Raw genomic sequence first — 26,850 nt, forward strand, 5'->3', positions numbered from 1 at the left:
CACCAAGATAAAAAAGACTGTCCCCGGCGGTGAGCAGCCCGCCCCTGTGGCCCAGGCACTGCAGACAGCCGGAACCGACGCATGCGCCAGACCCTAAGCAAGCGCGACGCGCAGCCCCCCATCCAGGCGGTGCTCCATGCCGCCGATGCCATCATCCTCGGCAAGCGCGACGAACTGCGGCTGGCGCTGGCCTGCGTGCTGGCCCGCGGCCATCTGCTCCTCGAGGACGTGCCCGGCGTCGGCAAGACCACGCTGGCGCATGTGCTGGCGCGGCTGTTGGGGCTGGAGCACGCGCGCATCCAGTTCACCAGCGACATGCTGCCCGCCGATGTGGTGGGCGCATCGATCTACGAGCGCGGGCGAGAGCAGTTCCAATTCCACGCGGGTCCGATCTTCTCGCAGCTGGTGCTGGCCGACGAGATCAACCGCGCCACCCCCAGGGCCCAAAGCGCGTTGCTGGAGGCCATGGAAGAGCGTCAGGTGACCACGGAGGGCGAGACGCGCCCGCTGCCCGAGCCCTTTTTTGTCATCGCCACACAGAATCCGTACGACCAGGTGGGCACCTTTGCGCTGCCGGAATCGCAACTGGACCGTTTCCTGATGCGCCTGGCCCTGGGCTACCCAGCCGCCGCCGAGGAGAAGGCCCTGCTGGCGGGCCGGGACCGCCGCGAGATGGTCGCCGACCTGAAGCCGGTGCTGGACGCCGCGGGGCTGCTCGCCGCTCAACGTGACGTCGACAACGTCCATGCCGCCGCCGCCGTCATCGACTACTGTCACGCCATCTTGCAGTTCACCCGCCGCAGCGAGCGCTTCGTGCACGGTCTCTCGCCGCGGGCCGGGCTCGGGCTGCTGCGGGCGGCGCGCGCCTGGGCGCTGCTCGACGGACGTGATTTCGTGCTGCCGGAGGACGTCCAGCGGGTGCTGCCCGCCGTGGTGCCGCATCGGCTCATGGCCGGCGGTGACCACAGCGACGGCGGTCACGCCGCCATCGCCGAGCTGATCCTCACGGCCGTTGCCGTGACCTGAAGCCGTCGCAGGATCGCCCGCGACGCACAGGAACCGCGTCGCGGCCGCCCGTTCCAACGGTTTCAGAGGCCAGGCAGGGGGGGTCGGGCAGGGGGGCCGGGCGGACGGGTTACCGCGGCAACGCCAGCCACAAGCTCACACTCGACTCGGCACCCCTGCGGCGTCAGCATCAGCCAACGGCGCCGAAGCGCGCCAACGGGCCACCACGGCATCCGCCAAAGGTTGAGTACAACGTGGCTAAAGGCAAGACCGCAACCGGCCTTGGGGCGCGCCACGGGACGCGTCTGATCGCCCGCTTCGCCGACGCCGGGATGCGCCCGGGGCGTCGGCGCAGCACGGCGCCGGCCAGCGCCGCCGTCGCCACCCATCACCGCAGCGTCTACATCCTCCCCACCAAGGCCGGCATCGGCTATGGCCTGATGCTGCTGGCGACGCTGCTCGGCGCGCTCAATTATCAGAACAATCTGGGTCTGCTGCTGACCTTTCTGATGATCGCCCTCGCACTGGTGGGTATGCATCATTGCTGGTTTCAGCTGCTCGGGCTCGTGGTCCAGGCCCGCGACGGCGCGCCGGTGTTCGCCGGCGAGACCGCGCGCTTTCCCGTCACTCTGGCGGAGCAGTCCGGCAAGCCGCGGCCGCAGCTGACGCTGGTGGGGGCGGCGCCGGTGGCGCTGGCCGCCGGCGGCGAGCGCCCGGTGATGCTGCCGCGGACGGCGGGCCGACGCGGCGCGCTGGCGCTGGACCGAGTGGTGCTGGAGACCCGCTATCCCTTCGGCCTGTTCCGCGCCTGGACGGTGCTGCGCCCACGCGCCGAGGTGCTGGTGTATCCGCAGCCGGCGGCCCGCGCACCCCGAGCGCCGATGCTGCCGCAGGTGGCGCGCAATGGCCGCGGCGACCGGGGCAGCGGCGCCGAGGATTTCATCGGTCTTCGGCCCTACCGCCCGGGTGATCCACCCCGACGGCTGGACTGGAAGGCCTTCGCCCGCGAGCGCGGTGTCATGGTCAAGCACTTCGGCGGCGACCAGTGCGCCCGGGTCTGGCTGGACTGGGACGCGCTGGCGGCGGCCGACCTCGAGCGGCGCCTGTCCCTGCTCGCCCGACAGGTGCTGGATGCCGATGCCCGCGGCCACAGCTACGGCCTGCGCCTGCCGGGCATCAGCATCGCCCCCGGCCACGGCGGCCGCCACAGGCTCCGCTGTCTGGCGGCACTGGCGCGTTTCCGGCCGGCGGAGTCCGGGCGCCATGGCTGAACCGCACATGACGAGCGCGACCGGTGTGACGCGTGCGACCCGCTGGTTACGGCGGCGGCTGAGCCGGCGCCGCGAAGGGCGTCGCAGCCGCCCGCAGGCCGAGACCGCCGCGGGTGCTTGTGGCGAGCGTCGGGCGCCGGGCACGCCGCCCGCCGAGCCGCCCGAGCGCCCACAGCTCGCCGCGGCCACCCTGCTGCTGACCCTCTGCGCCCTGCCATTGCTGCCGGCGCTGGAGCCCCAGGTGGCGCTCTTCATCGCCGCGGTGCTGACGCTGCGGGTGGCCAATCTGTGCTGGCGCCCGGGGCTTGTGGTGCTGGGGCTGCTGGCCGTCACCGGCGTGCTCAACGCCCTGCATGCCTATGGCGCCGTCACCGGTCAGGCGCCGGGTACGGCTTTGCTGCTCTCGATGCTGGCACTGAAGCTGCTGGAGGTGCGCAGCAAGCGGGATCTGCGGGTGCTGCTGCTGGTGCTGGGATTCGTGCTGGTGGTGCAGTTCCTGTTCGACCAGTCGCCCTGGCGGGCGTTGCTCATGGCCGCCCTGCTGGTGGCGAGCTTCGCGTTGCTGCGCGACCTGAACATGCCGGCGCATCCCGCCTCGCTGGGGCAGCGCGTGGCCGAGGGGCTCGGCCGCACCGGCATCATGGCCGCACAGGCCCTGCCGCTGGCGTTGGTGCTGTTTGTTCTGTTCCCGCGGCTCGACGCGCCGCTGTGGCAGCTCGGCGGCGACGATGCCCGGTCGGTCACCGGCCTTAAGGACTGGCTCGAGCCCGGCTCGGTGCGGGCGCTGGTGGTGTCCGGCGAGCCCGTGATGCGGGTGCGCTTCGACGGCGAGCCCGCCGTCTCGCCGGCGGCGATGTACTGGCGCGGTCCCGTGCTCTGGCACGCCAACGGCAATCGCTTCGAGCCCGCGGCGCCTGGGGATTTCCCGGCGGCCGAGCCCCGTATCGAGGTGCGCTCAGACGCGATCGACTACATCGCCCTGCTGGAGCCGAGCGAGCAGCGCTGGATCACGGCCCTCGATCTACCCGTGAGCGCCCCGCGCGGCGCGACGCTGACACCCGACCTGCAACTGCTCGCAGACCGCCCCATCGACGCGCGCACGGCGTATCGGCTGCGCTCGGCGGCGGCGTATCGGATCGATGGCCTCACCGCGGCGCAGGCGCGCGCCGCCACCGCTCTGCCCGCGCACCAGGTCACGCCGCGCATGCGCGCGCTGGTGGCCCGCTGGCGCGCCGACGATCCGGCGGCCGAGACCATCGTCCAGCGCGCCCTGGATCACTTCAACCGCCAGCCCTTCCGCTACTCGTTGCTGGCGCCGGATCTGGGCGAGCGTGCCATGGACGCCTTCCTGTTCGACGCGCAGGTGGGCTTTTGCGAGCACTACGCCGCCGCCTTCACGCTGCTCATGCGCATCGCCGGCATCCCCACCCGCATCGTCCTCGGCTATCTGGGCGGTGAGCGCAACCCCTACAGCGGCGACTATCTGGTGCGCCAGTCCGACGCCCATGCCTGGACCGAGGTCTGGCTGCCGAACCAGGGCTGGACCCGGGTGGATCCCACCGCCGCCATCGCCGCCGAGCGCGTGGATGCGGACGGCGGCATCGCCGCCCTCGGCGCCGATGCCCCCGCCCGCTTTCGGGTGGACGAGCGCTCACTGCTCGGGCGTGCCCTCCGCAATCTGCAGCTGGCGGCGGACGCCTTCGACGCCGCATGGCAGTCCCGGGTGGTGGGATTCTCCCGCGCAGAGCAACAGCGTCTGCTCGCCGGCGTCGGCCTCGAGCGCTTCCGCGACACGGGCCTCATCGTGCTCATGACCCTCGCCGGCACCGGCGTCATGCTCGCCTGGGGCCTTTGGCTCGCCCGACCCAGGCCGGCGCGGGATCCGGCGGCGGCCGCCTACATCCGCTTCCAGCGCCGGCTCGCACGCATCGACCCGACGCTGGCCAAGCGCCCGCAGGAAGGCCCGCTGGACCACCACGCCCGGCTGGTCGCCGCCCGCCCCGACCTTGCCCAACAGGCCGACGCGGTGGTGAGTGCCTATGTGCGCATGCGCTACGCCGGGGAAGCGCGGGAGCAGTGAGGCGTGAGCACCGGCGAACGCGCCTCGTCGCTCGCCGCTAGCCCCCCATGAGCGCGTCGGCGACGCGCTCGGCGTCTGCGGCGGACAGATAGGGATGCATGGGCAGGCTCAGCACCCGCGCGGCGGCGCGGTCGGCGTTCGGGGTGCAGTCGGGGCAGCAATAGTGGGCGTAGGCGCCCTGGCGGTTGAGCGGGATGGGGTAGTGGACCGCGGTGGGGATATCCTGGGCCTTGAGCTTGGCGATGACGGCGTCGCGATGGTCGGCCTGCAGGGTGTACTGGGCGAACACACTGGTGCGATCAGGTGCGATGTACGGCGTGAGCAGGCCGTCTTTGGCCGCCGCGACGCTGCGGGCGCCGCGGGCGTGCAGGAGCTCGGTGTAGCGGTTGCCGACGGCGGCCCGACGCTCGACTTCATCCGGAAAGATGGCGAGCTTCGCCAGCAGCACGGCGGCCTGGAGGGTGTCGAGGCGGGCGTTGAGGCCGAGCCGGGGGTGGCTGTAGCGCTGGTCCTGGCCGTGGTTCATTACTTGCCGCATGCGCGCGGCGAGGGCGTCGTCGTCGGTGAAGCAGGCACCGCCGTCGCCATAGGCGCCCAGCGGCTTGGACGGAAAGAAGGACGTGCAGCCGATGGTGGAGAGCCCGCAGGAGCGCCGGCCCCGATAGCTGGCGCCGTAGCTCTGGGCCGCGTCCTCGATGACCGGCAGACGGTGACGGTCGGCGACGGCGTTGATGGCGTCCATGTCCGCACACTGCCCATAGAGGGAGACGGGCATGATAGCCCGGGTCTTGGGTCCGATGGCCGCCGCCACCTGCGCCGGGTCGATGTTGTAGGTCACCGGATCGATGTCGACGAACTTCGGACTGGCGCCGAGCAGCGCGATCACTTCGGCGGTGGCGACGAAGGTGAAGGGCGTGGTGATGACCTCGTCCCCCGGCCCGACGTCGAGGGCCATCAGCGCCACCAGCAACGCATCGGTGCCGCTGGCGACGCCGATGCAATGGCGCACACCGACATCATCCGCCAGCCGCGCTTCCAGCGCCGTCACTTCCGGACCCAGGATATAGCGCCCATGTTCCAGCACCGCCTGGATGCGCGCCTCCACGTCCGCGGCAATCCGCGCCTGCTGTGCCTTGAGGTCGATGAATTGCATCGCGCTATGGCCTCTGGGTTGCGTAAGAACTGGGCGCTCGCATCGAGCGGTGGGCACGCAGACCCTGTACCCCTTCGCGCCTCACTTCTGCACCACGCCGACGACGCCGCCGTCGTCCACCACCACCAGCAGCGTGATGTGGTGCTTGGCCATGAGCTCGATGGCGGTTTGCATGTTGCTGTCGGCGCCGATGCGCACCGGGTCCGGCGTCATCAGGTCGCGCGCGGTCTGCCGGAAAAAGGCTTCGCGATGCGTCTGCAAGGCGCGGCGCAGATCGCCGTCGGTGATGATGCCCTCGGCCCGGCTGCGGTCGGGGCTCACCAGCGCGATGCCGAGCCCGCCCGCGGTGACGGCCGTCAGCACGGCATCGGTGTCGGCGTCCGGGGGCACGAAGGGCAGGTGATCGCCGCGCATTTCCTCGCGCACGGTATGCAGTAGCCGCCGCCCGAGGCTGCCGCCCGGATGAAAGCGGGCGAAGTCCCCCGGCTGGAAGTCCCGCGCGCGCATCAAGGCGACCGCCAGCGCATCACCCATGGCCAGTGCGGCGGTGGTGGAGGCGGTGGGCGCCAACTGCAGCGGGCAGGCCTCGCGCGCCACCCGCACCGACAAGTGCAGGTTGGCATGCCGCGCCAGCGTGGAGCGCGCATTGCCGGTGAGCGCGACGATGCGGTTGCCATTGTCGCGCAGAAAGGGCAGGAGCTTCACCAGCTCCTCGGTTTCGCCGGAGTTGGAGAGGGCAATGAAGGTGTCCGCCGGCGTCACCATGCCGAGGTCGCCGTGGAAGGCCTCCCCCGGGTGCATGAAAAACGCCGGGGTGCCGGTGCTGGCCAAGGTGGCGGCGAGCTTCTTGCCGATGATGCCGGATTTGCCCATGCCACAGACGATGACCCGGCCGCGGGTGCCGAGCATGGCCTCCACCGCTGCGGTGAAGGCGCCGTCCAAGTGATGGATCAGGCCGAGGATACCCGCGGCCTCGATCTCGAAGACCTCACGTGCCACCGCCGCGCAGTCCATGCGGCGGGCGGGAGTGACGGTGGCGTCGGTGTCTGGCATGGGTGTCTTCCGGCGTCGACCGGGCGCTGGCGCGGCCGCGGGCACCTAGAACGTGGTGTCGAGGTTGCGGACCTTCTGCCGAAAATCGCGGGTGACGGTTTCGATATCGCTGTCACTGGCGATGACCCGCGGGGTGAGCACCACCACCAATTCGGTGCGCTCGGCCCCGCGTGAGGTTTCGCCGAAGAGCGGCCCGATGATGGGCGCCCGGTGCAGGCCGGGTATGCCCGACTTGTTCTCGGAGTCGATATCCTGGATGAGACCACCGAGCACCACGGCCTGGCCCGAGCGCACCGAGACGTTGCTGGTGATGGTGCGCTCGCGGAACGTCGGCGAATCGACACCCTGCCGCTGCTCAGGCACGACGGTGCTGGCCTCCTGCTCGATCTCCATCTGCACCAGTCCGCCGGGCGTCACCCGGGGCTTGACGGACAGCTTGACCCCGGTCTTGCGGTACTCGATGTTGTTGACCACGCGGTCGGTGGTCGACGTGCCCTGCTGCTGCTGCGACAGCACCGGCACGTCCTCGCCCACGAAGATCTCGGCATCCTGGTTGTCGCGGACCATCACCGTCGGCGATGACAGCACGTTCACGAGGTTGTCGGAGGCGAGGGCGGACAGGGTGGCCCGGATGGTGTCCGGGCGCAGCACCACCGACCAGTTGAAGCCCGGGAATGTCGGTGCCTGGCCTCCTTGGTCCGACTGCGACAGGGAGATGTCGCTGCGGTAGCCGCCCCGGTTGCGGCCGCCCTCGAATTCCCCGCCGGCGGCGAGGCCGAAAAAGCGCCATTGCACACCGTAGCGAAAATCCCCCGTGAGCCGAACCTCGACGATGGTCGCCTCCACCAGCACCTGCAAGGGCACGATGTCGAGCTGCTTGAGCGCATCCAGGATTTTTTTGTAGTCCTTGGGGCTGGAGCGCACCAACAACGAGTTGTTGACTGCGTCGGCGACGATACTCACCTGGGAGGACAGCTCCACCTGGCTCACCGTCGCCCGGCGTCTGCTCGTGCCGCCCTGGCCGCCGCCATCACCACCTTCGCCACCGATGCTCGCCTGCTGCAGGCCGGGCGCCACGCCGCCGACACTGCGACCCTGTCCGCCACCGCCTTCGCCCGAGAACAGCTTGGTGAGCACGTCCGCGAGGTTTTCGGCATCGCCGTGGCGCACGCGGTAGACGAACAACCGCTGCGCGCTGCTGCCACTGGCTTCGGCCCGGTCGAGGCGGTCGATCCAGTCGCGCATCTGCGCCAGGTAATTCTGCTGCGGCGACACCACCAGCACCGCATTGGCGGATTCCACCGGGATGAACCGAAACAGCCCCTTGAACGGGTTGGCGCCCTCGCCGTCGGCGAGCAAGGTCTCCATCTGCGAGACGACCTCGGAGGCTTGGGCGTACTCCAGCACGAAAAAGCCCACCGACAGACCGGACATCCAATCCACGTCGAACACCTGGATGGTTTCCAGCAGGTTGCTCATCTCGGGGCTGGAGCCGGCGAGCACCAGCAGATTGCGCAGGGTATCCGTGCGCACGAGACTGCCTTCGGGCGCCAACGGCTCCAGGATCGTCGCCATCTCTTCGGCACCGATGTACTGCAGCGGCACCACCTGCACGCTGTAGCCCTGCGGCAGCGCACGCGCTGACTGGCCCAGCTGGGGCACGATGCGCCCCTGGACCGCATTGTTCAGGGGTACCACCTCGTAGGTGCCGGCGTTGTCCACCAGCGCCGCGTTGTTCATGCGCAGCAGCGTCTCGAGGGTCGGAATCAGCATGTCCCGGCGCAGGGGCCGGCCGGTCTGCAGCGACACCGAGCCGGACACCGCCGGGTCCAGCACGTAGTTCACGCCGAGCAGGTCGCCGAGGATGACCTTGACCACCTCGCGGATATCGGTGCCGTCGAAATTGAGTGTCACATCCCCCGGCGTGGTGTCCACACCCGGCGGCGAGACACGCCGCACGAAGGTGCCGGTGCCGCGGCGCACCGAGTCCCGGGCCGTGGGCAGGTCGTCGTCCAGCGCGATGCTCCCCGGCTGGCGGGCGTTCACGCCCGTCGGTGACACCCGCCTTTCGGGATCGGTGATATGGCCCTCGGGCGAGCCGATGCGCCGGGTTGGATCGAAAACCAGTCCACTGCTGCCGCAGCCGGTGACGGCGAGCACGGCGGCGACGACGGCCGAGGCCAAGAGCCAGCGCCCGCGGGAGCGCAGCGGCGCAGCCCGGGCTGGCGCGCGCCTAGTCATCTGTCGGTATCGCATCAGGTTGGCGGCTCGGTGCGCGTCGCGGGAAGTCGCGGCTGGTTTCGATGGCTTGGCGTTCTGCCCGTCGGCGCTGCCGTAGCTCAGGGGTGCGGCCCGCGCGCTGGGCGGGGGCATTGTCCGCCGCCTGCCCGTCGGCGGCGCCGGGCTGGCTCGCGCCATCGTTGGCCCCGCGCCGGGTGGGTGGCAGCCGCGTGGGGGGGATCGGCGGCGGCGCGTTGGAGTAATCCCGCAATGGTAACTCATTCGTCTCTCCCTGTCGCTCCAGCACCAGTCTGGCGGGCTCGATGGTTTTGACGGTCCAGCCCTGGTAGTCCTGGCCAAGGCGTAAGCGCTGGATACCCTGGCTTTCGCTGCTGCGCACCCAGGCGGAGACGACTGCAGGTGTGATCACGACCGCCGTGAGATCCACGCCCGTGAGCTCGGGTAGCGGTTCGTCTTCGATGATCAACTCTTCCGGCTCCTCGGCGGGCGGCCGGCGCTCAGGCAAGAACAGCGGCCGTTCTATCACGGACGCGTAGGCCTCCTTTGGCGGCGGCTCCAGCGCCATGGCATCCACGTCGGTGGTCGCGGCGGGTGCGATACCATCGGCCGCGGCGGCGGGTGCAGACGCGGGCGCGGGCAACGCGGCCTCAGGGGACCATTGCCACCACTGCAGCATCAACGCACTCGCCAGCAGCACCAGGAGGACAAGCAGCAGCGGCTTCATGCGCCGGCTCCGAGGATGTAGCCAAAGATGTCCAGTCGTACGGTGAGCATCCCCACCTCCCGATTGATGTCGCGCCGGGAGAGGCGCCGGCGCGCCGTGCTCGCACGCGGTGTCGTCGAGCGAATGGACATCTGGTCGACGAACAGGAAGGGGCGCGCACGCTCGATGCGATACAGCAGGTCGAGCAGTTCCTCGGTGGTGCCCTGTAACTGGGTGCGGATGCGCACACGCTGGGGCTGCTCCTCCTCGTCGATCGGCAAAATCTGGGTACTGATGGGCCGGGCGCCGACGCCGCGCACCATCTCCTGGACCTCGCTTTGGAGTCGGGCTCCCGCCAGCGCCGGCGTCTCGGCGTCGAAATAAAAGGCCTTGAAGTCGTCGTTCGCCTGCTCGCGGGCCAGCGCTGCGCGCAGCGCCGGGAGTGTCGCCACCAGCCGCTGGTAGCGCACGAGCTGATCCAGCCCGCGTGCGTAGTCCGCGTCCAGCACCTGCAGCCGCTGCCACCAGGGCAGGGCCACGGCGAGAATCAGCAGACTCGGGAGCAACAGCGCGGCGCTCCAGGCACCGATGCAGCCCCAGGGCAATGCCGCGAATGAGCGCCGGCGCACCGGCGCGGCGGTGGGCGCGTCACCCGGTTCCGCCGCCAGGACGACCGCGGTGTGGGGCGCATCCGTGCTCGGCTCCGGGTGCATGGGTGCCTGCAATTGAGTCATGCGTGCGTGATACTGATCCAGAACTTTGGTCACGCCGCCGTCATTCGTCGTCGGGCCGCGCGTACATGAACGACAGATGGAAACGTTCCTGGCCGCTGCTGCCCACCTGCATCACCGGCGAGCGGAAGCGCACCGCGTCGATGCCCGGTCCCCGCTCCAACAATCCGATGAGCGCCGTGGCTTGGTCGGACTCACCGCGGGCATCCACCTCGCTGTCGCGGACATTCAGCGTCTGCACCCAAGTACCATCCGGCAGTCGATCGGTGAGCTCCCGCAGCAGGTCGGTCATGCGCGGCTGGGCACGCTTGCGGTTCAGCACCTCGACACTCCCGAGGCGCGCGCGCTCCAGGGCCTCGCGGACCTGTTCCACTTCGACGGCGTCGGCACGCACCCGCCGCAGCTCCGCATCCAAGACCTCCAGTGCGCGTTGCTTCTGCCATAGCGGCGTCACCAGCGCGCCCACCACCGAGGCGAGCACCAGCATCCATAACAGCTGCGTGATCAGCGAGCCCAAGCGCTTTGGCTTCGGCCGTTCTTCCTGCGGCAGTAAATTGGCCGCAGGCCAGGCGCCGACCCAGGCCAGTCGCGCCGCAGGCGAGCGCGCCTCGCGCAAGCGCTCCAGCCAGTCGGCGGCGGCGTCGCGGCGCATCACGGCGACTTCCACATCCAGCTTGGTACCGCGGGCGACGGCGCCCACCACACGCGCGTCGAAGTACACGTCCTTGGCCACGAAGGGGGTCAGGCGATCGAGCTCGTAACTGACCACCTGTCGCAGGTTATCCCGCACCTGGGCCGGCAGTGTGGTCCGCCGCAGCAGGACCTGATCCGCCGGCAGCTCCAGCCACGTCTCCCGCCAGCCGTGCTTGGGCGCCCGCGTCAGGGCGGCGGTGATGGTGCCACCGGTGCGCAGGTCGAGTCCGCCCACCGACTCGCGCTCGCCACCGATTTGCAACGCCAGCTCGGCATCATCGCCGTGGGGCTGCACCACCAGCCGCGGATTGCGCAGGGCAAGCCAGCGTCGCACCCGGCGGGGCAAGCATTGCACCAGCGTGTCGCGCCAGCCACCGAGCAGCGCGGCGCCCGGCAGCGTCGACGCCGGCGGCAGCCGCAGCGCAACGCCGGAGCGCGTCAGGGCCGCCATGATGCGGCTCGTCGGGTCTGGCCGCCGTGGGCGATGCGGCACATACGCATATCAGCGAAGCGACGACGCACGGCAGCGGGGCGCGCCGCAGGCGGAGCGCCGGGCACCGGGAGGGATGCCGACGCCCGCGGCCCGAAGACATGTGCGCGCACGCAGACGCCGTTGCACAACGATGACATGACGTCCTCCTCGATCAGCCGTTGGGACCCCTCGCTGCGTTCTGGACATGACAGCGAGGCCACTGTGTGCAGGATACCGCGCCGGACCGGCATGCGTCTGTTACCGCCCGGCGGCCGCCGCCGCCGTGGGGTCGCTCGCCGGCGCCAGTAGCCCGAATCGGCGCCACAATACCTCATAGGACGACGGTCCACCCCGTTCTATCAACAGCAGCGCCTCCATGTGCCGACCGCCGCCGGCATTCGCACTCGAGACGCGCACCCGGTACAGCGGCCCGCCGCGATCGCCGAACTGCGTCTGCTGGCTATCTTCGAATAACGGCTGGTCGCGGCGGGTGACCATATCGACCGCGTCCTCCAGCGCAATGCCCTGGATGGCCGCCAACACCTCAGGCGCGGCGAAGCGCTCTTCCACCCGACCGGTGGCGTTGTGCACCGTCAGGTGCTGGGCCATGCGCTGGTAGAGCTCACGCGTCATGCCCAGCACCTGGCGCAGTTCCTCGACGCTGTTGAACGGCCCGTCACCGGCACCGTAGGGCAGGCCGGCGGCGTCATAGTCATCGTCCTCGGCCCCATTGAGCTGCGTGAGATTGTCCTCGTCGCGCCAATCGACGATGGCGTCGGCCAGGGCATCGCGCCGGCTCGCGTCGAAGCCCTGCTCGCCCTGGGCGAGCTCGATGAGGGTCGCCAGCTGGTCTTGGGTCGCGGCGTTGAGGTCGATGCGGGAAGCCTCGTTGCTGAGGGTGACGGTGAGCTCGACGCCGTCGATGGAGAGTGCTCGGGGCGCACCGTTCGGCAGCCAGACAGCGCCCGGGTCGGTGGCCTCCATGGGTGTCGACAAGAGGTTCAGCGCGGTGAGCGCCAGGGCGCTTTGCGCATGCGCGCGAAACCGAGCGGCATCGATCTGATTGCGCGTCAGGGCGGTTTCCGTGCGCTGCGTGGTGGTGAGCCCGAGCGCCATGATGGTCAGCAGGGCGATGATCCAGAGCACCAGCACGAGGGCGATGCCGCGTTGGTGCACGCGCGCGCGGCGACGGGCGCGGCGGCTTGGTGCCCGGGCGTGCACCTGTGCGCCGATGTCCGTGCCCGGGCGGTGCCGCAGCACGGCGGCGAGCCTCCGCCCGGGGCCCTGCGCCGCGCCGTCAGCGCCCATCGCGCAAATCCAAGCCTCGGTCCATGGGGGCGTCGAACGGCGCTGCGTCGGGCTGTGGCAGCGCCGGCTCATCCAGGCTCAGTGGTAGCCCGCCAAGCCCACCGAACGGCCCGAGATCACCGTCGGGCAGTACGATGAGCGCATCGGGCCACGACTGACTGGGGGTGCTCAACGTCATCCGCACCTGGCGCGGCAAGCGCGCCTCGTCGGCCCACGCTTGCAGCCACTCAGGCTCGCTCTCGCCCTTGGGCACGCCGAAGTAGGCGAGCTCGAAGGTGCTCACCTGCGGCAACAGTACCGTGCGACCGTAGGCGCCGGCGGCGATGTCCTGGTCCAGCGGGCCGGCGTCGGCGAGGCTCTGCCCACCCTCCAACAAAGGCTCCCAGGCCGGGTAGTCATCACCCCCCGCCAGGACCTCCGGATGCAGCAGCCAGCGCACCAGCACCAGTCGCTCACCCTCGGCGGCGGGCTCCAACACCAGGCGCAGAATGTAAAGACCCGGAATGCCGACATGCTCGGACAGGGGAGCGGCGAACTCCAATCCCTCGCTGTCGCCGGCGAAAATGGGCCACTCCGTGCCATCGAAAACGACGCTCGCCGCACGCGTCTGGCGTAGCGTCTGGTCGATGAAATTACGGGCAACCCGGACGTCGTTGATCTGATCCGAGACGGTTTCGACGCCTTCCCAGGCACGGGAGCCGAGCCGCAGGCCAGAGAACATCAGCACCGTGATAATGGTAATCAGCACCAGTGCAATGAGCAGCTCCACCAGGGTAAAACCCTTGCCGGCGCCGCGTCGCCGGGGGATTCGAGCCGACCGTTGCACGGCTGCCATCGTCATCGCAACGCTCATAGCCCGGGTGTGCTCGGCTCGGCGAGCCGTATCGCGCGCAGGGTCACCTGGCGGGCACCATTGACGGTGGGCAGGGAGGCGACGGCGGTCACCAGCAAAGGCTGCACCGGCGGCGTCGGATCGCCGGCCGGCCAATCCGAGCCTTGGTAGGGCTGGATGCTGATGATCCAGTCCATGCCGTGCTCGGGCTCGCCGGTGTAGACCCCCTCCGCCAGTGGAATATCACCACCGACGGCGGCGAGCCTGGCCTCCGCCAGTGCGACGATGCGGCTGTACTCGCTGCTCAGTGCCGTGGTGGTGATCGCGCGCTGGAAAATCTGCATCAGCACACCCAGTGACAGGGCGAGGATGGCGAAGGCGACCAGCACCTCGAGCAGCGAGAAGCCCCGCATGCGGCGACGGGCTCGGCGGCTCGCCCGGGGTCTACGCGTGGCCCTGCCCGACCCCAGCGCACCACTGAACCGTGTCACCGGTGCTGCGAACTGGCGGACATCGCTGGTCATGGCTCTCGCTTCGTCATGGCGCTGACTTCGCCGTGCCCACTGGCAATGCCCGTCATTGCTCCCATTCAGCGATGAGGATGCGTCCCGTGAGCCAGTTGACCCCGACCTGGTAGCCGCGCTCCCCACGCTTGAGGATCACGCGACCGCCGGAGGAGCTGCCATCGGGGTAAAAGCGGATCCCGCCCACGGCGTCGTCCCGCATCTCTTCTTCGGCGGCCACCAGCTCGAGCTCGATGCCATCCGGCAGGGTGCCGGCGCGGGGGTCGCCCTCGAGGCTGTAGCGGTTTTGCTCCACATCGAGCAGCCAGGCGGCGTCGCGACCCTGGGCAACCGCAACTTCGCGCGCGAGCCGCAGGCCGGCGGCGGTGCGTCGGGCGGCGGCCTTCAGCTCGACGCCGGGCATGACCGCGGTCACCAGCGGCGGCGTGAGCGCCAAGAGCAGGCCGCCAATGGCCAGCACCACCAACAGCTCCACCAAGGTGAAGCCGCGGCGCGCGTGGCGCCCGCAACATGGGCGCGGAGACTGCGGCCTGAAAGCTGTCACGTCGCCTGAGGGCCCCGGGGGGTGCGCACAGGCTCAGGCGCGTTGGGACCAACTGGTGATGTCGCTGTCCTCGCCGTCACCGCCCTCCTGGCCGTCGGCGCCGAGCGACCAGATGTCCACGGGACCATGCTGCCCGGGCACGCGGTACTGATAGTCGTTGCCCCAGGGATCTTTCGGGACATCGCCTTTGCGCAGATACGGGCCGTTCCAGTTCGGCGCATTGCCGGGGTCGCTCACCAAGGCCTCCAGGCGCTCGGGGTAGTGGCCGATCTCCAGCCGGTACAGATCCAGGGTGGCAGCGAGATCCTCGATTTGCAGCGCCGCCGTTTTGCTCTTGGAACTGCCGAGGAACTTCATGACTTGCGGGCCAACCAGGCCAGCCAGCAGCCCCAGGATGGCGAGGACCACCAGCAGTTCGACCAGCGTGAAGCCGGCGACGGGGCGGCGGATGCGGGGGTGGGAGGTCAACACGTTTGTCTCCTCAGTACAGATGGGTCTTGTTTGGCCACACGAGCGCCCTGCGCGCGCCGACGGGATCTGCGCCGACTGTCAGGATGCCCCAGTGTGGGCCGGACGCTCAGACCAGAGGCGACAATGATACAACGCCTACGGGGGCGCACCCCGCTGCAATATCGGGCAGTCGTACGGGATGTCGGTTCCGCGGCGCAACGGCACCGATGTTGATGCCCAATGTTGATGCCCGGTGTTTCGGCACAGACCCGCCACCCCTTGGCGTATCGTTGTTGTGGGCTGGGTGGCGGCTGGCGAGGGATGTTGTGGATAGATGCCGGCGGACTTCATGCGAGCCCCCCTGCCCTCGAGCCCGCGCCAGCCGCTGTCCGATGGACTGATGTCTGATCCGGCGCCGGAGCCGGCCCGACCATCAAAAAGCCCCCGAACACCGTCTTTCGGGGGCTCGGGCACGCGATGATACCCCCAGCGCGCCGGGCGCCGCCGATGGACTCGGCGGGCCCGGCGCCGGCGCTTCAGTGGCTGATCATCCAGGGTCGATCGGTTGGAAAGGCCTTGCTGCCGTCGGCGCCGGTGACGGCGCGGGACTTGCCGCTGCTGCCGCTGCAGCAGGCGCAGCCCGGTCCGTGCGGGTGGGCGCGGCTCTCCGCCGTGGACACCGCCGGGGCGTGGGCGCTGCGCTCGTTCGTCGCATGCGCCTGACGCCGGCCCGCATCCATGGCCAGTACCGCCGGCATGGTGCGGATCACCCGCGGCGAGGCGGCGCCGCAGCACGGGCAGTCATGGGGCTCGGCGCTGGTGGCGACCCGTCCCAGCGCGTCGAAGGGACCACAGCTCGGGCAGTCGTACTCGTAGAGCGGCATGACGTCAGCCCCCCAGGTCCGGCGCCAGCGGCACATTGATGCTGCCGTCCAGCGCCACGGTCGGTCCGTCCGCGCCGGGCTGCACATCGAACTCGAAGATGTCCGTGGGCAGCCACAGCGTGGCGCAGGCGTTCGGGATGTCGACGACGCCGCTGATGTGGCCCTGAACCGGCGCGGTGCCGAGGATGGCGTAGGCCTGGGCGCCGGAGTAGCCGAATTTCTTCAGGTATTCGATGGCGTTCAGGCAGGCCTGGCGGTAGGCGATGTGCACGTCCAGATAGTGCTGCTTGCCGGCCTCGTCCACCGAGATGCCTTCGAAAATCAGGTAGTCATCGTACTTGGGCGTGATGGGGCTCGGCTTGAAGATCGGGTTCTTGATGCCGTATTTGGCCATGCCGCCCTTGATCAGATTCACGCGCATGTGAATCCAGCCGGCCATCTCGATGGCGCCGCAGAAGGTGATTTCACCATCGCCCTGGCTGAAGTGCAGGTCGCCCACAGACAGGCCGCCGCCGTCGACATACACCGGGAAGAAGACCTTGGAGCCCCGCGAGAGGTCCTTGATATCGCAGTTACCGCCGTGCTCGCGCGGCGGTACCGTACGGGCGGCCTCGGCCGCGGCGCCCTTCGCCGCCTCCGGGGCCATACGGCCCATGTGCGCGGTGTCGGCATAGGGCAGGGCGGCCAGCGGCGGCACGCGTTGGGGATTGCTGTTGAAGAGCGCCGCTTCGCGCTGGTTCCACTCCGCGAGCATCTCCTTGGACGGCAGGCAGCCGATGAGGCCCGGATGGATCAGGCCCGCGAACTCGACACCCGGCACGTGCCGGGACTTGGTGAACATGCCGTTGATGTCCCAGATGGACTTTTGCGCCTCCGGGAAATGGTCGGTGAGGAAGCCGCCGCCGTTGTTGCGCGAGAAGAAGCCGTTGAAGCCCCACAGGCAGTCGCCGAAGGCGCCGATGTCCAGAATATCCACCACCAGCAGATCGCCGGGCTCGGCGCCGTCGACGCCGATGGGGCCGCTCAGGAAATGCACCTGTGAGAGATCGACGTCGCGCACGTCCGCGGCGCTGTCATCGTTCTTGATCTGGCCGCCGGTCCAGTCGTAGCACTCGACGATGAAATCATCGCCGGGCTTCACCGTGGCCACCATCGGGATGTCCGGGTGCCAGCGGTTGTGCACCATGTCGTTGGAATAGGGCGACTCGCTCAGATCGATGCTGATCAGTTTGTCGGTCATGGGATCTCCGGCGCATCAGCGCGTGGTTGCAGGTCGTTTGCTTCCTTGACGAAGTGGCGAGCACACCATCCCCGCGTGCTCCACGGGCAAGCGGGCTGCACTACACGGTCAGGTAGCTCGCGATCGTCTCCTCATCGACGCCGTCGCGCGGGTCCTCGTGGACGATGTTGCCGTTCTCGAGCACCAGGAGGCGGTCCGCCACATCCAGTGCGAAGCTGACCACTTGCTCGGAGACGACGATGGCGAGACCGTGCTCGTCGCGGATGCGCCGCAGCACCCGGGCCATCTCGCGGATGATGGACGGCTGGATGCCCTCGGTGGGCTCATCGAGCAGCAGCACCTTCGGGTTGGTGGCGAGCGCACGGGCGATGGCGAGCTGTTGCTGCTGTCCACCGGACAGGTTACCGCCGCGGCGGTGGCGCATTTCCTTCAGCACCGGAAACAGCTCGTAAATCTCGTCCGGCACCTGCTTGCGTCCGGACACGGCGAGCCCGGTCTGGATGTTCTCCTCCACGGTCAGGGCCGAGAAGATCCAGCGCCCCTGCGGCACGAAGGCAAGCCCCGCGGCGACGCGCTGATGGCTCTTGAGTCCGCCCAGCTCCGTGCCATCGATGCGAACGCTGCCGCCACTGCTGGGAATCACACCCATCACCGCCTTCATCAGCGTGCTCTTGCCCATGCCGTTACGCCCCATCACGGCCAGGATCTCGTTGTCCTCGAGGGCGAAGTCGAGACCATGCAGGACTTCGCTCTGGCCATAGGCGACGTGATAGTCATTCACTTGCAACATCGGTGACCTCCGCGCCTCAATGGCCCAGGTAAACTTCTTTCACCCGCGCATCCGACTGCACGTGCTGCATCGAGCCCTCCGAGAGCACGCTGCCCTGGTGCATCACCGTCACACGATGGGCGATGTCGGCGACGAAGCTCATATCGTGCTCGACGACGATCACCGAGCGATCCTGAATGATCTGATGCAGCAGCTCCGCCGTTTGCCGGCGCTCGCTGACGCTCATCCCGGCGACTGGCTCGTCGAGCATCATCAGCGCCGGGTCCTGCACCAACAGCATGCCGATCTCCAGCCACTGCTTCTGTCCGTGGCTCAGCTCGCCGGCGATATCCTGCAGGTGATCGGCGAGGAAGATGGTCTCGGCCACCGCGGTCACCCGCTCCACCAGCGCCGCATCGGGGCGGAAAAACAGCGAGCCGAAGACGCTGCGCCCGCGCGGGTAGGATAGCTCCAGGTTTTCGTAGACGGTGAGGTCTTCGTACACTGAGGGGTTCTGGAAGAACCGGCCGACCCCCGCCTGCACGATCTGGTTCTCTTTCATCTTCGTCAGGTCTTTGCCTTTGAAGACGATGGAGCCGGCGTCAGCCTTGGTCCGACCGCAGATCAAGTCCAGCACGGTGGTCTTGCCGGCACCATTGGGTCCGATGATGACACGGATCTCGTTATCATCGACGTACAGCGATAAGTCATCCACCGCTTTGAAGCCGTCGAATGACACCGTCAGCCCCTCAATGGCCAGGGCGAAGTCTTTGTCTTTGCTAGCGTGCATGAGTCACCCCGGGCTTGGAGATCTGACCATCGGTGTCGCGTGCAGGCAGTCCACGGGTGCTCATTGCCCAGGCGCGGATACGGGGCAGCATCGGCGCGACATAAACGCTGTAGAGCCCGGCCAAACCGTTGGGGAAGGCCATGACCACGGCGATGAAAAGGCCGCCCATCGCGAGCAGCCAGAGCTCGGGGAAGGCCTCGGAGAAAATACTCTTGGCCCAGTTGACGATGAGTGCGCCGTAGACCGCGCCCAGAATGGACAGGCGGCCGCCCACCGCGGCGAAGATCACCATTTCGATGGACGGCACGATGCCCACGAACGACGGCGACATGAAGCCGAATTGCAGCGTGAACATGGCCCCGCCGATGCCGGACATGGCGGCGGCGACACAGAACACGAAGATTTTGAAATTGGCGACGCTGTAGCCCGAGAAGCGCACCCGATCTTCTTTTCCGCGCATCGCCACCAGGATGCGCCCGAGCCGGGAGGTCAGGATCCAGCGTGCCAGCACCAGAGTGGCCAGCAGCAGGAGGGCATTGACGAAATAGAGGATGGTCTTGGCGCTGTCGGTACGGATATCCCAGCCGAGCAGCGTGCGCAGGTCGGTGATGCCGTTGATGCCGCCCGTATAGCCCTGTTGACCGATGATCAGGATGGTCATGATCGCGGCGATGGCCTGGGTGATGATGGCGAAATACACGCCCCCCACTCGGCGCTTGAACATGGCGACGCCAATCACATAGGCGAACACCGCCGGCACCACGACGATGGCGATGAGGGCCACCGGCAAGCTCTTGAAGGGCTCCCAAAACCAGGGCAAAGCCGTAATTTGGTTCCAGTCCATGAAATCCGGAATGCCCGGCGTGGACTGGATGGCGGTGGCCTCGGGGGTCGAGGATTCCAACTTCAGGAACATGGCCAGGCAGTAGCCGCCGAGGCCAAAGAACACCCCCTGGCCGAGGCTCAGGATGCCGCCGTAGCCCCAGCACAGCACGAGGCCGACGGCGACGAAGGCGTAGGTCAGGTAACGCCCGACCAGGTTCAGCCGGAAGACATCCAGCATAAGTGGCAGAACCAGCAGGATCAGGGCAGCCAGGATCGTGAAGCCGATCCAGAACGACCGCTCCGCGGTGGCGGTTTGTGGCGTCGTCATGGCGGCCTCCTCAGCGGCGCAGCTTCAGTGAGAACAGCCCTTGCGGGCGGAGCATCAGGATCACCACCACGGTGAGCAGTGTGAGTACCTTGGCCATCGAGCCGCTCAGGAAGAACTCCATGGTCGACTGTGATTGCGAGATCACGAAGGCCGATGCGATGGTGCCGAGCAGGCTCTGCGCGCCACCGAAGACCACCACCAGGAAGGTATCGACGATGTAGAGCTGTCCCGCCGTAGGGCCGGTGGAGCCGATCATCGTGAAGGCGCTGCCGGCGACACCGGCGATGCCGCAGCCGAGGGCGAAAGTCAGTCGATCCATACGTCCGGTATCGATGCCGACGGCGCCCGCCATCGCCCGGTTCTGCACGACGGCCCGGCTTTGGCTGCCCCAGCGGGAGCGAAACAGGATCAGGTAGACGACGAAGGAAATGAGCAGCGTCAGTGCCATCACAAACAAACCGTTGATGGGCACTTCGATCAAATCCGTGAGCCCGAACGACCCCATCAGCCAGTCGGGCAGCGTTACGCCCACTTCGCGGGCGCCGAAGACGGAGCGGAAGATTTGCTGCAGGATCAAGCTCAGCCCCCAGGTGGCGAGCAGAGTGTCCAGGGGCCGGTGGTAGAGATGCCGGATCATCGCCCACTCCACGAAGGCGCCGACCCCTGCGGCGATAAAGAAGGCGAGCACCATGGCCACGAAGAAGTAGCCACCGAAAAGCGCCGGCATGCTGTCGGCGAAGACATTCGATGTCACGAAGGTGACGTAGGCCCCGAGGATCATAAACTCCCCGTGGGCCATGTTGATGACACCCATCTGGCCGAAGATGATCGCCAGCCCCAGTGCCATCAACACGAAGACAGAGAACAGGATCAGGCCCGCGAAGCCCTGCATCGCAAAGATTGATCCGATTTCGCCGAGCGTGTAACCCTCGAACATAGTATTGTCTCCCGGAATGCGGTGTAATCGCTATCGGCCCACCCGCTCCCGACCGATGCGGTCGGGAGCGAAGCCATCGTCAACAGCGCACGATTATTGGTAGCCCTCCGGGAAGGGATCGGGCTCCATCAGCTCTTCGGTCTCGTAGATGACATCGTACTGACCGTCGGCGCGTGCCCGCCCGACGCGGGTCTTGCTCCACAGATGATGGTTCTCGTGAATGCGCACATAGCCCTCAGGGGCCGTGTTCAGCTCGATGCCGGGGGAGGCCTCACGCACCTTGTCGATATCGAAGCTGCCGGCCTCCTCAACCGCCGCCTTCCACAGCCAGGGGCCCAGGTAGGCCGCCTGCGTCACGTCGCCGATGACACTGTCCTCACCCCACATCTCCTTGAATGCGGCCACGAAGGCCTTGTTGTTCTCGTTGTCGAGGCTCTGGAAGTACTTCATCGCGGCATAGGCGCCTTCGATGTTCTCACCGCCGATACCCAGGATCTCGTCCTCGGTGACCGAAATGGTGAGCAGCGTGGTCTTGCCGTCATCCAGGTCCAGGCCGGCGGCCTTGAGCTGCTTGTAAAAAGCGACGTTGGAGCCACCGACGACGATGGCGTAGATCACATCCGGCTTCCGCAGTCGGATCTTGTTGATGACCGAGTTGAACTGGGTGTGGCCGAGGGGGTAGTACTCCTCGCCGACGACCTTGAGACCCAGCTTCTCGATGTGCTTGCGAGCGATCTTGTTGGACGTGCGCGGCCAGATGTAGTCTGAGCCGAGCAGGAAGAAGGTTTTGGCATCCTTCTCGTCCACCACCCAATCGATGCCGGCGAGGATCTGCTGGGTGGCCTCCTGGCCCGTGTAGATGACGTTCGGTGATTGCTCCAGGCCTTCGTAGAAGGTTGGGTAGTAGAGCATGCCGTTGTATTGCTCGAAGACCGGCAGCACGGCCTTGCGCGACGCCGACGTCCAGCAGCCGAACACCGCAGCAACCTTGTCTTCGACGAGGAGCTTTTTGGCCTTTTCCGCAAACGTTGGCCAGTCGCTGGCGCCGTCTTCCTGGATGACCTTGATCTGCCGGCCAAGCACCCCGCCGGAGGCATTGATTTGCTCGATGGCGAGCTTTTCGGCCTGTACCGAGCCGGTTTCGCTGATCGCCATGGTACCGGTGGTTGAGTGCAGGATGCCCACGGTGACGGTATCATCCGTGACAGCGAGCCCGGTGGTATTGGCCTCGGCGGTCGACGGTGTGTCTGCCAGGGTCAACAATGGGGCGATGGAGAAGATGGCGCCGGCGAGCAGAGCGATGCTCGCATGCGGCCGGCGTTGTCGCCGTGGCAGGTGTGAGCGGAATCTTGCGGTCATGGTGCTAATACCTGTTGTCGAAGGAAACATCGAGCACACGTTTCTGGCGGCAGGGCCAGCGGCCCCCGGACGCGGTTATCCCCCAAAGCCCGGACTGGGCTGCGGCGCCGTTGTGCGACTCACGACAGACAGTGCGGGAAGTCTGCCGGCGTCTGAATACGTCAACTGACGTATGGCCCAGCCATTGCGGCTCGGCTATCATCATCCGGGCTGGTAGTGGGGCAGGCGCTGCGGTGCTGCGGCTCACGCGAAGACGTGGACGCCTGACACGGCGACGGACGAGCGACGGCCACAAGCAGATGCAATGGACGCCAGGACTGACGACGCGGCGACAACTACCGCACGCTCGACACAGAACAGACGCCCTATGGCAAAACCGCAGCCGATTCAGCGAATCAGGCGCACTTACAATCAATGGGTTGCCAATCAGACCCTGGAAGACTTCGCCCTGCGGTTCACCGCCGAGCGGGCGCGCAAATGGTCGGCACCGCGTGTCGCGAATACGGCGCTCGGCTCCATCTCGTTCCTGGCACTGGAGGCCATCGGCGCAGCCATCACGCTCAGCTTTGGCTTCGCCAACGCCACTGCGGCCATCCTCTGCGTGGGTGCACTGATTTTCCTCACCAGCCTGCCCATCAGCTATTACGCCGCCCGTGACGGCGTCGACATCGACCTGCTCTCGCGCGGGGCCGGTTTCGGCTACATGGGCTCCACGCTCACGTCGCTGATCTACGCCTCCTTCACCTTCGTCTTCTTCGCGCTGGAAGCCGCCATCATGGCCAAGGCGTTGGAACTGATGTTCGGACTGCCGCTGGCCGCAGGCTATGTGCTGAGCTCACTCGCCATCATTCCGCTGGTGACCCACGGCATCACCTTCATCAGCCGCTTCCAGCTTTGGACGCAGCCGCTCTGGATTGCGCTGCATCTGCTGCCCTTCGTCTTCGTCGCCTGGCAGGGACCCGAGGCCTTTGCCGGTTGGACGCAGTTCCCCGGCGTCGCTGGCGGCGACGGCGGCTTCGATCCACTGCTGTTCGGCGCCGCCGCGGCCGTGGTCTTCTCGCTCACGGCGCAGGTGGGCGAGCAAGTGGACTTTCTGCGTTTTTTGCCACAGCGCCGCCTCGGACGACGGCTCGCCTGGTGGCTGGCGCTCGTCGCCGGCGGTCCGGGCTGGATCGTGCTGGGGGCGGCAAAGATGCTGGCGGGCTCGTTCCTGGCCTACCTGGCGCTGACCCTACTGGCGCCGGCGGACAGCGCCCGCGATCCGGCATCGCTATACCTGCTGGCCTACGAGGAAGTGTTCGGTCATCCCGGCATCGCACTGGCGCTCACCGGCGTGTTCGTCGTGCTCTCGCAGGTCAAGATCAACGTCACCAACGCCTATGCCGGCTCCATCGCCTGGTCGAATTTCTTCGCACGACTGACCCGCAGTCATCCCGGCCGGGTGGTGTGGCTGGTCTTCAATGTCGTCATCGCACTGATGCTCATGGAGCTCGGCATCTACCGGGCGCTGGAGCAGATCCTCGGGCTCTACTCCATCCTGGCGGTGGCCTGGGTCGGCGGCCTGGTGGCAGACCTGGTGATCAACAAGCCCCTGGGCCTGAGTCCACCGCAGGTGGAGTTCAAGCGGGCCTACCTGTTCGACATCAATCCGGTGGGTGTCGGCGCCATGGGCATCGCCATCGCCGCCGCGCTGCTGACCTATTCGGGTCTCTTGGGCGCACCGCTGCGGGCCTTCTCGTCGTTCGTCGCCCTGGGCGTCGCCTTTGCTGCGGCGCCACTGATCGCCTGGCTGACCGCGGGACGCTACTATCTGGCCCGCCCCGTCGAGCCGGTGGCCGCCGACACCGATGGCACGACACGCTGCTGCGTCTGCGACAACGCCTTCGAAGGGCCGGACATGGCCCCCTGCCCGGCCTACTCGGGCCCCATCTGCTCCCTGTGCTGCTCGCTGGACTCGCGCTGCCGCGACCTGTGCAAGCAGGGCTCGCGGCTCGCCGAGCAGGCGCTCGGCTGGATGCACAGCTGGTTGCCGGCGCCCCTGGTGGCGCGGATCAACTCCAGGCTGGGACATTATCTGGGGCTGCTGTTGCTGCTCGGCGGACTCCTGAGCGCGCTGCTGTGGCTCATCTACCTACAGGCCATCCTCGACCCGGCGGTGCCGGCGGATGTGGTGGCGCAGACGCTCTGGCGGGTGTTCTTTCTGGCCATGATCGGCTTCGGCGTGGTCGCCTGGCTGATCGTGCTCGCCAGCGAGAGCCGGACCTTCGCCGAAGACGAGGCCAGACGCCACACCCGGATGCTGGTGCAGGAGATCGAGGCCCACGAACGCACCGACGCCCTGTTACAACAAGCCAAGGAGACCGCCGAGGCGGCGAGTCAGGCCAAGAGCCGCTTCGTGGTGGGCCTGAGCCACGAGTTCCGCACGCCGCTCAACGCCATCAGCGGCTATAGCCAGCTCCTGGAGCGCGACCCGGCCATTCCTGCGCAGTGCGCACCGGCGCTGGGCGTGATCAAGCGCAGCGCCGACCACCTCTCGGAGATGATCAGCGGACTCCTCGACGTGGCCAAAATCGAGGCCGGTCGGCTGCATCTGCATCGCGACGAGGTGGATCTGCGGGGCTTCCTGGCGCAGATCGTCGACATGTTCCGGCTGCAGGCCGCGGCCAAGGGTATCGAGTTCCACTTCGAGTCCTCGGGCAGACTGCCGCAGACCGTCGCCATCGACGAGAACCGGCTGCGGCAGATCCTGATCAACCTGCTGACCAACGCCATCAAATTCACCGCCGCCGGGCGGGTGGTGCTGCGCGTGCATTACCATGCCCAGGTGGCGGAGATCGAGGTGGAAGACACCGGCATCGGCATCGCCGCCGAGGACCTGGAGCGCATCTTCGAGCCCTTCGAGCGCGTCGCCGCGCCGGTGGTCAAATCCGCGCGCGGCACCGGCATCGGGCTCTCCATCTGCCGGCTGCTCACCGAGGTGATGGGCGGCGAGATCCGGGTCCACAGCGAGCCCGGGCGCGGCAGCACTTTCCGGGTGAAACTGTTTCTGCCGGAGATCGCGCAGCCGTCGGGGCTGCCACAGCCCGCGCGTCCCATCGTCGGCTACGAGGGCTCGCGGCGCACCATCATGGTGGTCGATGACGAGCCCGACCACCGGGCACTCGTCGAGGATATCCTCGCACCCCTGGGCTTCGTCGTGCTCGGCGCCGCCGACGGACCGGACTGCCTCGCGCTCGCCGCGGAGCATCCCCCCGACCTGTTCTTGCTGGACATCTCCATGCCGGGCATAGACGGCTGGGCACTGGCCCATCGGCTGCGCGCCGGCGCCTTCGCGACGACGCCGATCGTCATGGTCTCGGCCGACGTCGCCGAGGGTAAGGACGGTCCCGTGGACCCGCCGGTGCACGATGGCTACGTGGTCAAGCCGATCCTGGTCTCCGTGCTACTGGAGCAGATCCGCGCCCGGCTCAAGCTGCAATGGATCCATTCCGCGTCAGCGCCGCGGCCGGCGCCACCGCCGGCGTGGACCGACGCCGAGGTGCCGCCGCGCACCGAGTTGGAGGACCTGCTCGGGCTGGTGGGTATCGGCCATGTACGCGGCTTGAGCGCCAAACTGCAGTCGCTGGAGCAACGCTACCCCCAGAGCCAGCAATTGATCGGTGAGCTACAGCTCCTGGCAAAGTCCTTTGAGTTGAAGCGCCTGGCCAGGCTGCTGGAGACCTTGCTGCGATGACGACACTGAATGCACTGAACCGCGAGACGGTGCTGGTGGTCGACGACTCACCGGAGACCCTCGGCATGCTGACCGACGCACTGGAGGCGCTGGGGCTCACCGTGCTCGTGGCCCTGGACGGCGAGACGACGCTGACGCTGCTGGAGCGGGTGACACCGGATTTGATCCTGATGGACGCACTGATGCCGGGCATCGATGGGTTCGAGACCACCCGCCGCATCAAGCGCAAGCGCGACCTCAAGCATATTCCGGTGATCTTCATGACCGGCCTCAGCGAGACCCAGCACATCGTCGAGGGTTTCAAGGCGGGCGGCGTCGACTATCTGACCAAGCCCATCGTGCCAGAGGAGGTGATCGTGCGCATGCGCGTACACCTGGCCAATGCACGACAGACCCACAGCGCCCATGAGGCGCTGGACGACGCCCGGCGCTTTCTGCTCTCGGTGGACCGCGAGGGAGGCGTCCTATGGGGGACGCGTCAGGCCACCCGGCTGATGGAGACCGGGCCGCCCGAGCTCTGCGTCGACGGCAAGAGCCTGGCGGTGCCGGCACGTATCTGGCTGCAACGCTGCATCGATGGTACGGCCCCCGTCAACCGGGAATGGGCCGTGGCCACCGGCGAGAATGCCCGGCTGGTGGTGACCTACATCGGTGAGGTGGGCGCCAACGAATTTCTGCTGCGGTTGACGGAGCAGAGTCTCGAGCTGGATCAGAAGCGGCTGCGCGGGCACTTTGGGCTCACCGCGCGCGAGGCCGAGGTGCTGTTCTGGATCGCCCGCGGCAAATCGAACCGCGATATCGGCGCGATCCTGGACCTGAGTCCGCGCACCGTGAACAAGCACCTGGAGCCCATCTTCCAGAAGCTTGGCGTGGAAAACCGCACGTCGGCGGCATCGCTGGCAATCCAGGCCCTGGGGGGCTGAGC

23 protein-coding genes are annotated in these 26,850 nt (G+C 67.8%); 5 read left to right on the forward strand and 18 right to left on the reverse strand.

Annotation, left to right across the window (positions count from 1 at the left end):
* Positions 1–81 precede the first annotated feature (81 nt).
* The 3 genes from QZ588_RS00825 to QZ588_RS00835 all read left to right on the forward strand — a co-directional run bounded on the left by QZ588_RS00825 (position 82) and on the right by QZ588_RS00835 (position 4,356).
* Positions 82–1,026: an AAA family ATPase gene (locus QZ588_RS00825; protein ID WP_295538618.1), complete on the forward strand. Its 945-nt coding sequence runs from the start codon at positions 82–84 to the stop codon at positions 1,024–1,026.
* Between the two features lie 233 nt (positions 1,027–1,259).
* Complete coding sequence (locus QZ588_RS00830; RefSeq protein WP_295538621.1) at positions 1,260–2,276, forward strand: DUF58 domain-containing protein; 1,017 nt, start codon at positions 1,260–1,262, stop codon at positions 2,274–2,276.
* 7 nt (positions 2,277–2,283) lie between these two features.
* A complete protein-coding gene (locus tag QZ588_RS00835; RefSeq protein WP_295538624.1) occupies positions 2,284–4,356 on the forward strand; it encodes a DUF3488 and transglutaminase-like domain-containing protein in 2,073 nt (690 codons plus the stop codon).
* 37 nt (positions 4,357–4,393) lie between these two features.
* On the opposite strand, the gene QZ588_RS00840 is transcribed toward QZ588_RS00835, so the two are convergent.
* The 18 genes from QZ588_RS00840 to urtA all read right to left on the reverse strand — a co-directional run bounded on the left by QZ588_RS00840 (position 4,394) and on the right by urtA (position 22,192).
* The gene (locus QZ588_RS00840; protein WP_295538627.1) at positions 4,394–5,509 is read right to left on the reverse strand and encodes a DegT/DnrJ/EryC1/StrS aminotransferase family protein; all 1,116 of its coding nucleotides are present in this window, start codon (positions 5,507–5,509) and stop codon (positions 4,394–4,396) included.
* 81 nt (positions 5,510–5,590) lie between these two features.
* Positions 5,591–6,562 carry a KpsF/GutQ family sugar-phosphate isomerase gene (locus QZ588_RS00845; protein WP_295538628.1) on the reverse strand — a complete coding sequence of 324 codons (972 nt, stop codon included), beginning with the start codon at positions 6,560–6,562 and terminating at the stop codon, positions 5,591–5,593.
* A 45-nt stretch (positions 6,563–6,607) separates the two neighbouring features.
* Positions 6,608–8,803, reverse strand: coding sequence for a type II secretion system secretin GspD (gene gspD / locus QZ588_RS00850; protein WP_295538629.1), 2,196 nt, complete (start codon positions 8,801–8,803; stop codon positions 6,608–6,610).
* Positions 8,796–9,527, reverse strand: coding sequence for a hypothetical protein (locus QZ588_RS00855; protein ID WP_295538631.1), 732 nt, complete (start codon positions 9,525–9,527; stop codon positions 8,796–8,798). Before QZ588_RS00855 ends, gspD begins: the two co-directional genes overlap by 8 nt.
* Positions 9,524–10,273, reverse strand: coding sequence for a type II secretion system protein GspM (gspM, locus tag QZ588_RS00860; protein WP_295538634.1), 750 nt, complete (start codon positions 10,271–10,273; stop codon positions 9,524–9,526). Before gspM ends, QZ588_RS00855 begins: the two co-directional genes overlap by 4 nt.
* Before the next feature lie 7 nt (positions 10,274–10,280).
* A complete protein-coding gene (locus QZ588_RS00865; protein WP_295538635.1) occupies positions 10,281–11,381 on the reverse strand; it encodes a PilN domain-containing protein in 1,101 nt (366 codons plus the stop codon).
* 279 nt (positions 11,382–11,660) lie between these two features.
* A complete protein-coding gene (locus QZ588_RS00870) occupies positions 11,661–12,710 on the reverse strand; it encodes a type II secretion system protein GspK (protein ID WP_295538637.1) in 1,050 nt (349 codons plus the stop codon).
* The gene (locus QZ588_RS00875) at positions 12,700–13,551 is read right to left on the reverse strand and encodes a prepilin-type N-terminal cleavage/methylation domain-containing protein (RefSeq protein ID WP_295538640.1); all 852 of its coding nucleotides are present in this window, start codon (positions 13,549–13,551) and stop codon (positions 12,700–12,702) included. The genes QZ588_RS00870 and QZ588_RS00875 overlap by 11 nt, the downstream gene beginning before the upstream one ends.
* Before the next feature lie 8 nt (positions 13,552–13,559).
* Positions 13,560–13,955 carry a type II secretion system protein gene (locus QZ588_RS00880; protein ID WP_295538643.1) on the reverse strand — a complete coding sequence of 132 codons (396 nt, stop codon included), beginning with the start codon at positions 13,953–13,955 and terminating at the stop codon, positions 13,560–13,562.
* A 163-nt stretch (positions 13,956–14,118) separates the two neighbouring features.
* Positions 14,119–14,610, reverse strand: a complete 492-nt coding sequence (locus QZ588_RS00885; protein ID WP_295538646.1) for a GspH/FimT family pseudopilin — start codon at positions 14,608–14,610, stop codon at positions 14,119–14,121.
* Between the two features lie 33 nt (positions 14,611–14,643).
* Positions 14,644–15,078 carry a type II secretion system major pseudopilin GspG gene (gene gspG / locus QZ588_RS00890; protein ID WP_295538746.1) on the reverse strand — a complete coding sequence of 145 codons (435 nt, stop codon included), beginning with the start codon at positions 15,076–15,078 and terminating at the stop codon, positions 14,644–14,646.
* Positions 15,079–15,596: 518 nt separating this feature from the next.
* Positions 15,597–15,944, reverse strand: a complete 348-nt coding sequence (locus QZ588_RS00895; RefSeq protein ID WP_295538648.1) for an FmdB family zinc ribbon protein — start codon at positions 15,942–15,944, stop codon at positions 15,597–15,599.
* Between the two features lie 4 nt (positions 15,945–15,948).
* Positions 15,949–17,184 carry a formamidase gene (fmdA, locus tag QZ588_RS00900; protein ID WP_295538651.1) on the reverse strand — a complete coding sequence of 412 codons (1,236 nt, stop codon included), beginning with the start codon at positions 17,182–17,184 and terminating at the stop codon, positions 15,949–15,951.
* 100 nt (positions 17,185–17,284) lie between these two features.
* Positions 17,285–17,974 (reverse strand): urea ABC transporter ATP-binding subunit UrtE, encoded by a 690-nt coding sequence (gene urtE, locus QZ588_RS00905; RefSeq protein WP_295538652.1) that lies wholly within the window; start codon positions 17,972–17,974, stop codon positions 17,285–17,287.
* A 16-nt stretch (positions 17,975–17,990) separates the two neighbouring features.
* Positions 17,991–18,743, reverse strand: coding sequence for an urea ABC transporter ATP-binding protein UrtD (urtD, locus tag QZ588_RS00910; RefSeq protein ID WP_295538655.1), 753 nt, complete (start codon positions 18,741–18,743; stop codon positions 17,991–17,993).
* Positions 18,733–19,896: an urea ABC transporter permease subunit UrtC gene (gene urtC, locus QZ588_RS00915; protein ID WP_295538658.1), complete on the reverse strand. Its 1,164-nt coding sequence runs from the start codon at positions 19,894–19,896 to the stop codon at positions 18,733–18,735. Before urtC ends, urtD begins: the two co-directional genes overlap by 11 nt.
* Before the next feature lie 10 nt (positions 19,897–19,906).
* A complete protein-coding gene (gene urtB / locus QZ588_RS00920; protein WP_295538660.1) occupies positions 19,907–20,833 on the reverse strand; it encodes an urea ABC transporter permease subunit UrtB in 927 nt (308 codons plus the stop codon).
* A 93-nt stretch (positions 20,834–20,926) separates the two neighbouring features.
* Positions 20,927–22,192: an urea ABC transporter substrate-binding protein gene (gene urtA / locus QZ588_RS00925; protein WP_295538663.1), complete on the reverse strand. Its 1,266-nt coding sequence runs from the start codon at positions 22,190–22,192 to the stop codon at positions 20,927–20,929.
* Positions 22,193–22,559: 367 nt separating this feature from the next.
* On the opposite strand from urtA, the gene QZ588_RS00930 reads away from it, so the two are divergent.
* Together QZ588_RS00930 and QZ588_RS00935 are read left to right on the forward strand one after the other, a co-directional pair.
* Positions 22,560–25,925, forward strand: a complete 3,366-nt coding sequence (locus QZ588_RS00930; protein ID WP_295538666.1) for an ATP-binding protein — start codon at positions 22,560–22,562, stop codon at positions 25,923–25,925.
* On the forward strand, positions 25,922–26,848 hold the full coding sequence (locus tag QZ588_RS00935) for a DNA-binding response regulator (protein WP_295538669.1): 927 nt from the start codon (positions 25,922–25,924) through the stop codon (positions 26,846–26,848). Before QZ588_RS00930 ends, QZ588_RS00935 begins: the two co-directional genes overlap by 4 nt.
* Positions 26,849–26,850: the final 2 nt, after the last annotated feature.

The organism is uncultured Thiohalocapsa sp., from assembly GCF_913062725.1.
GTDB lineage: Bacteria > Pseudomonadota > Gammaproteobacteria > Chromatiales > Chromatiaceae > Thiohalocapsa.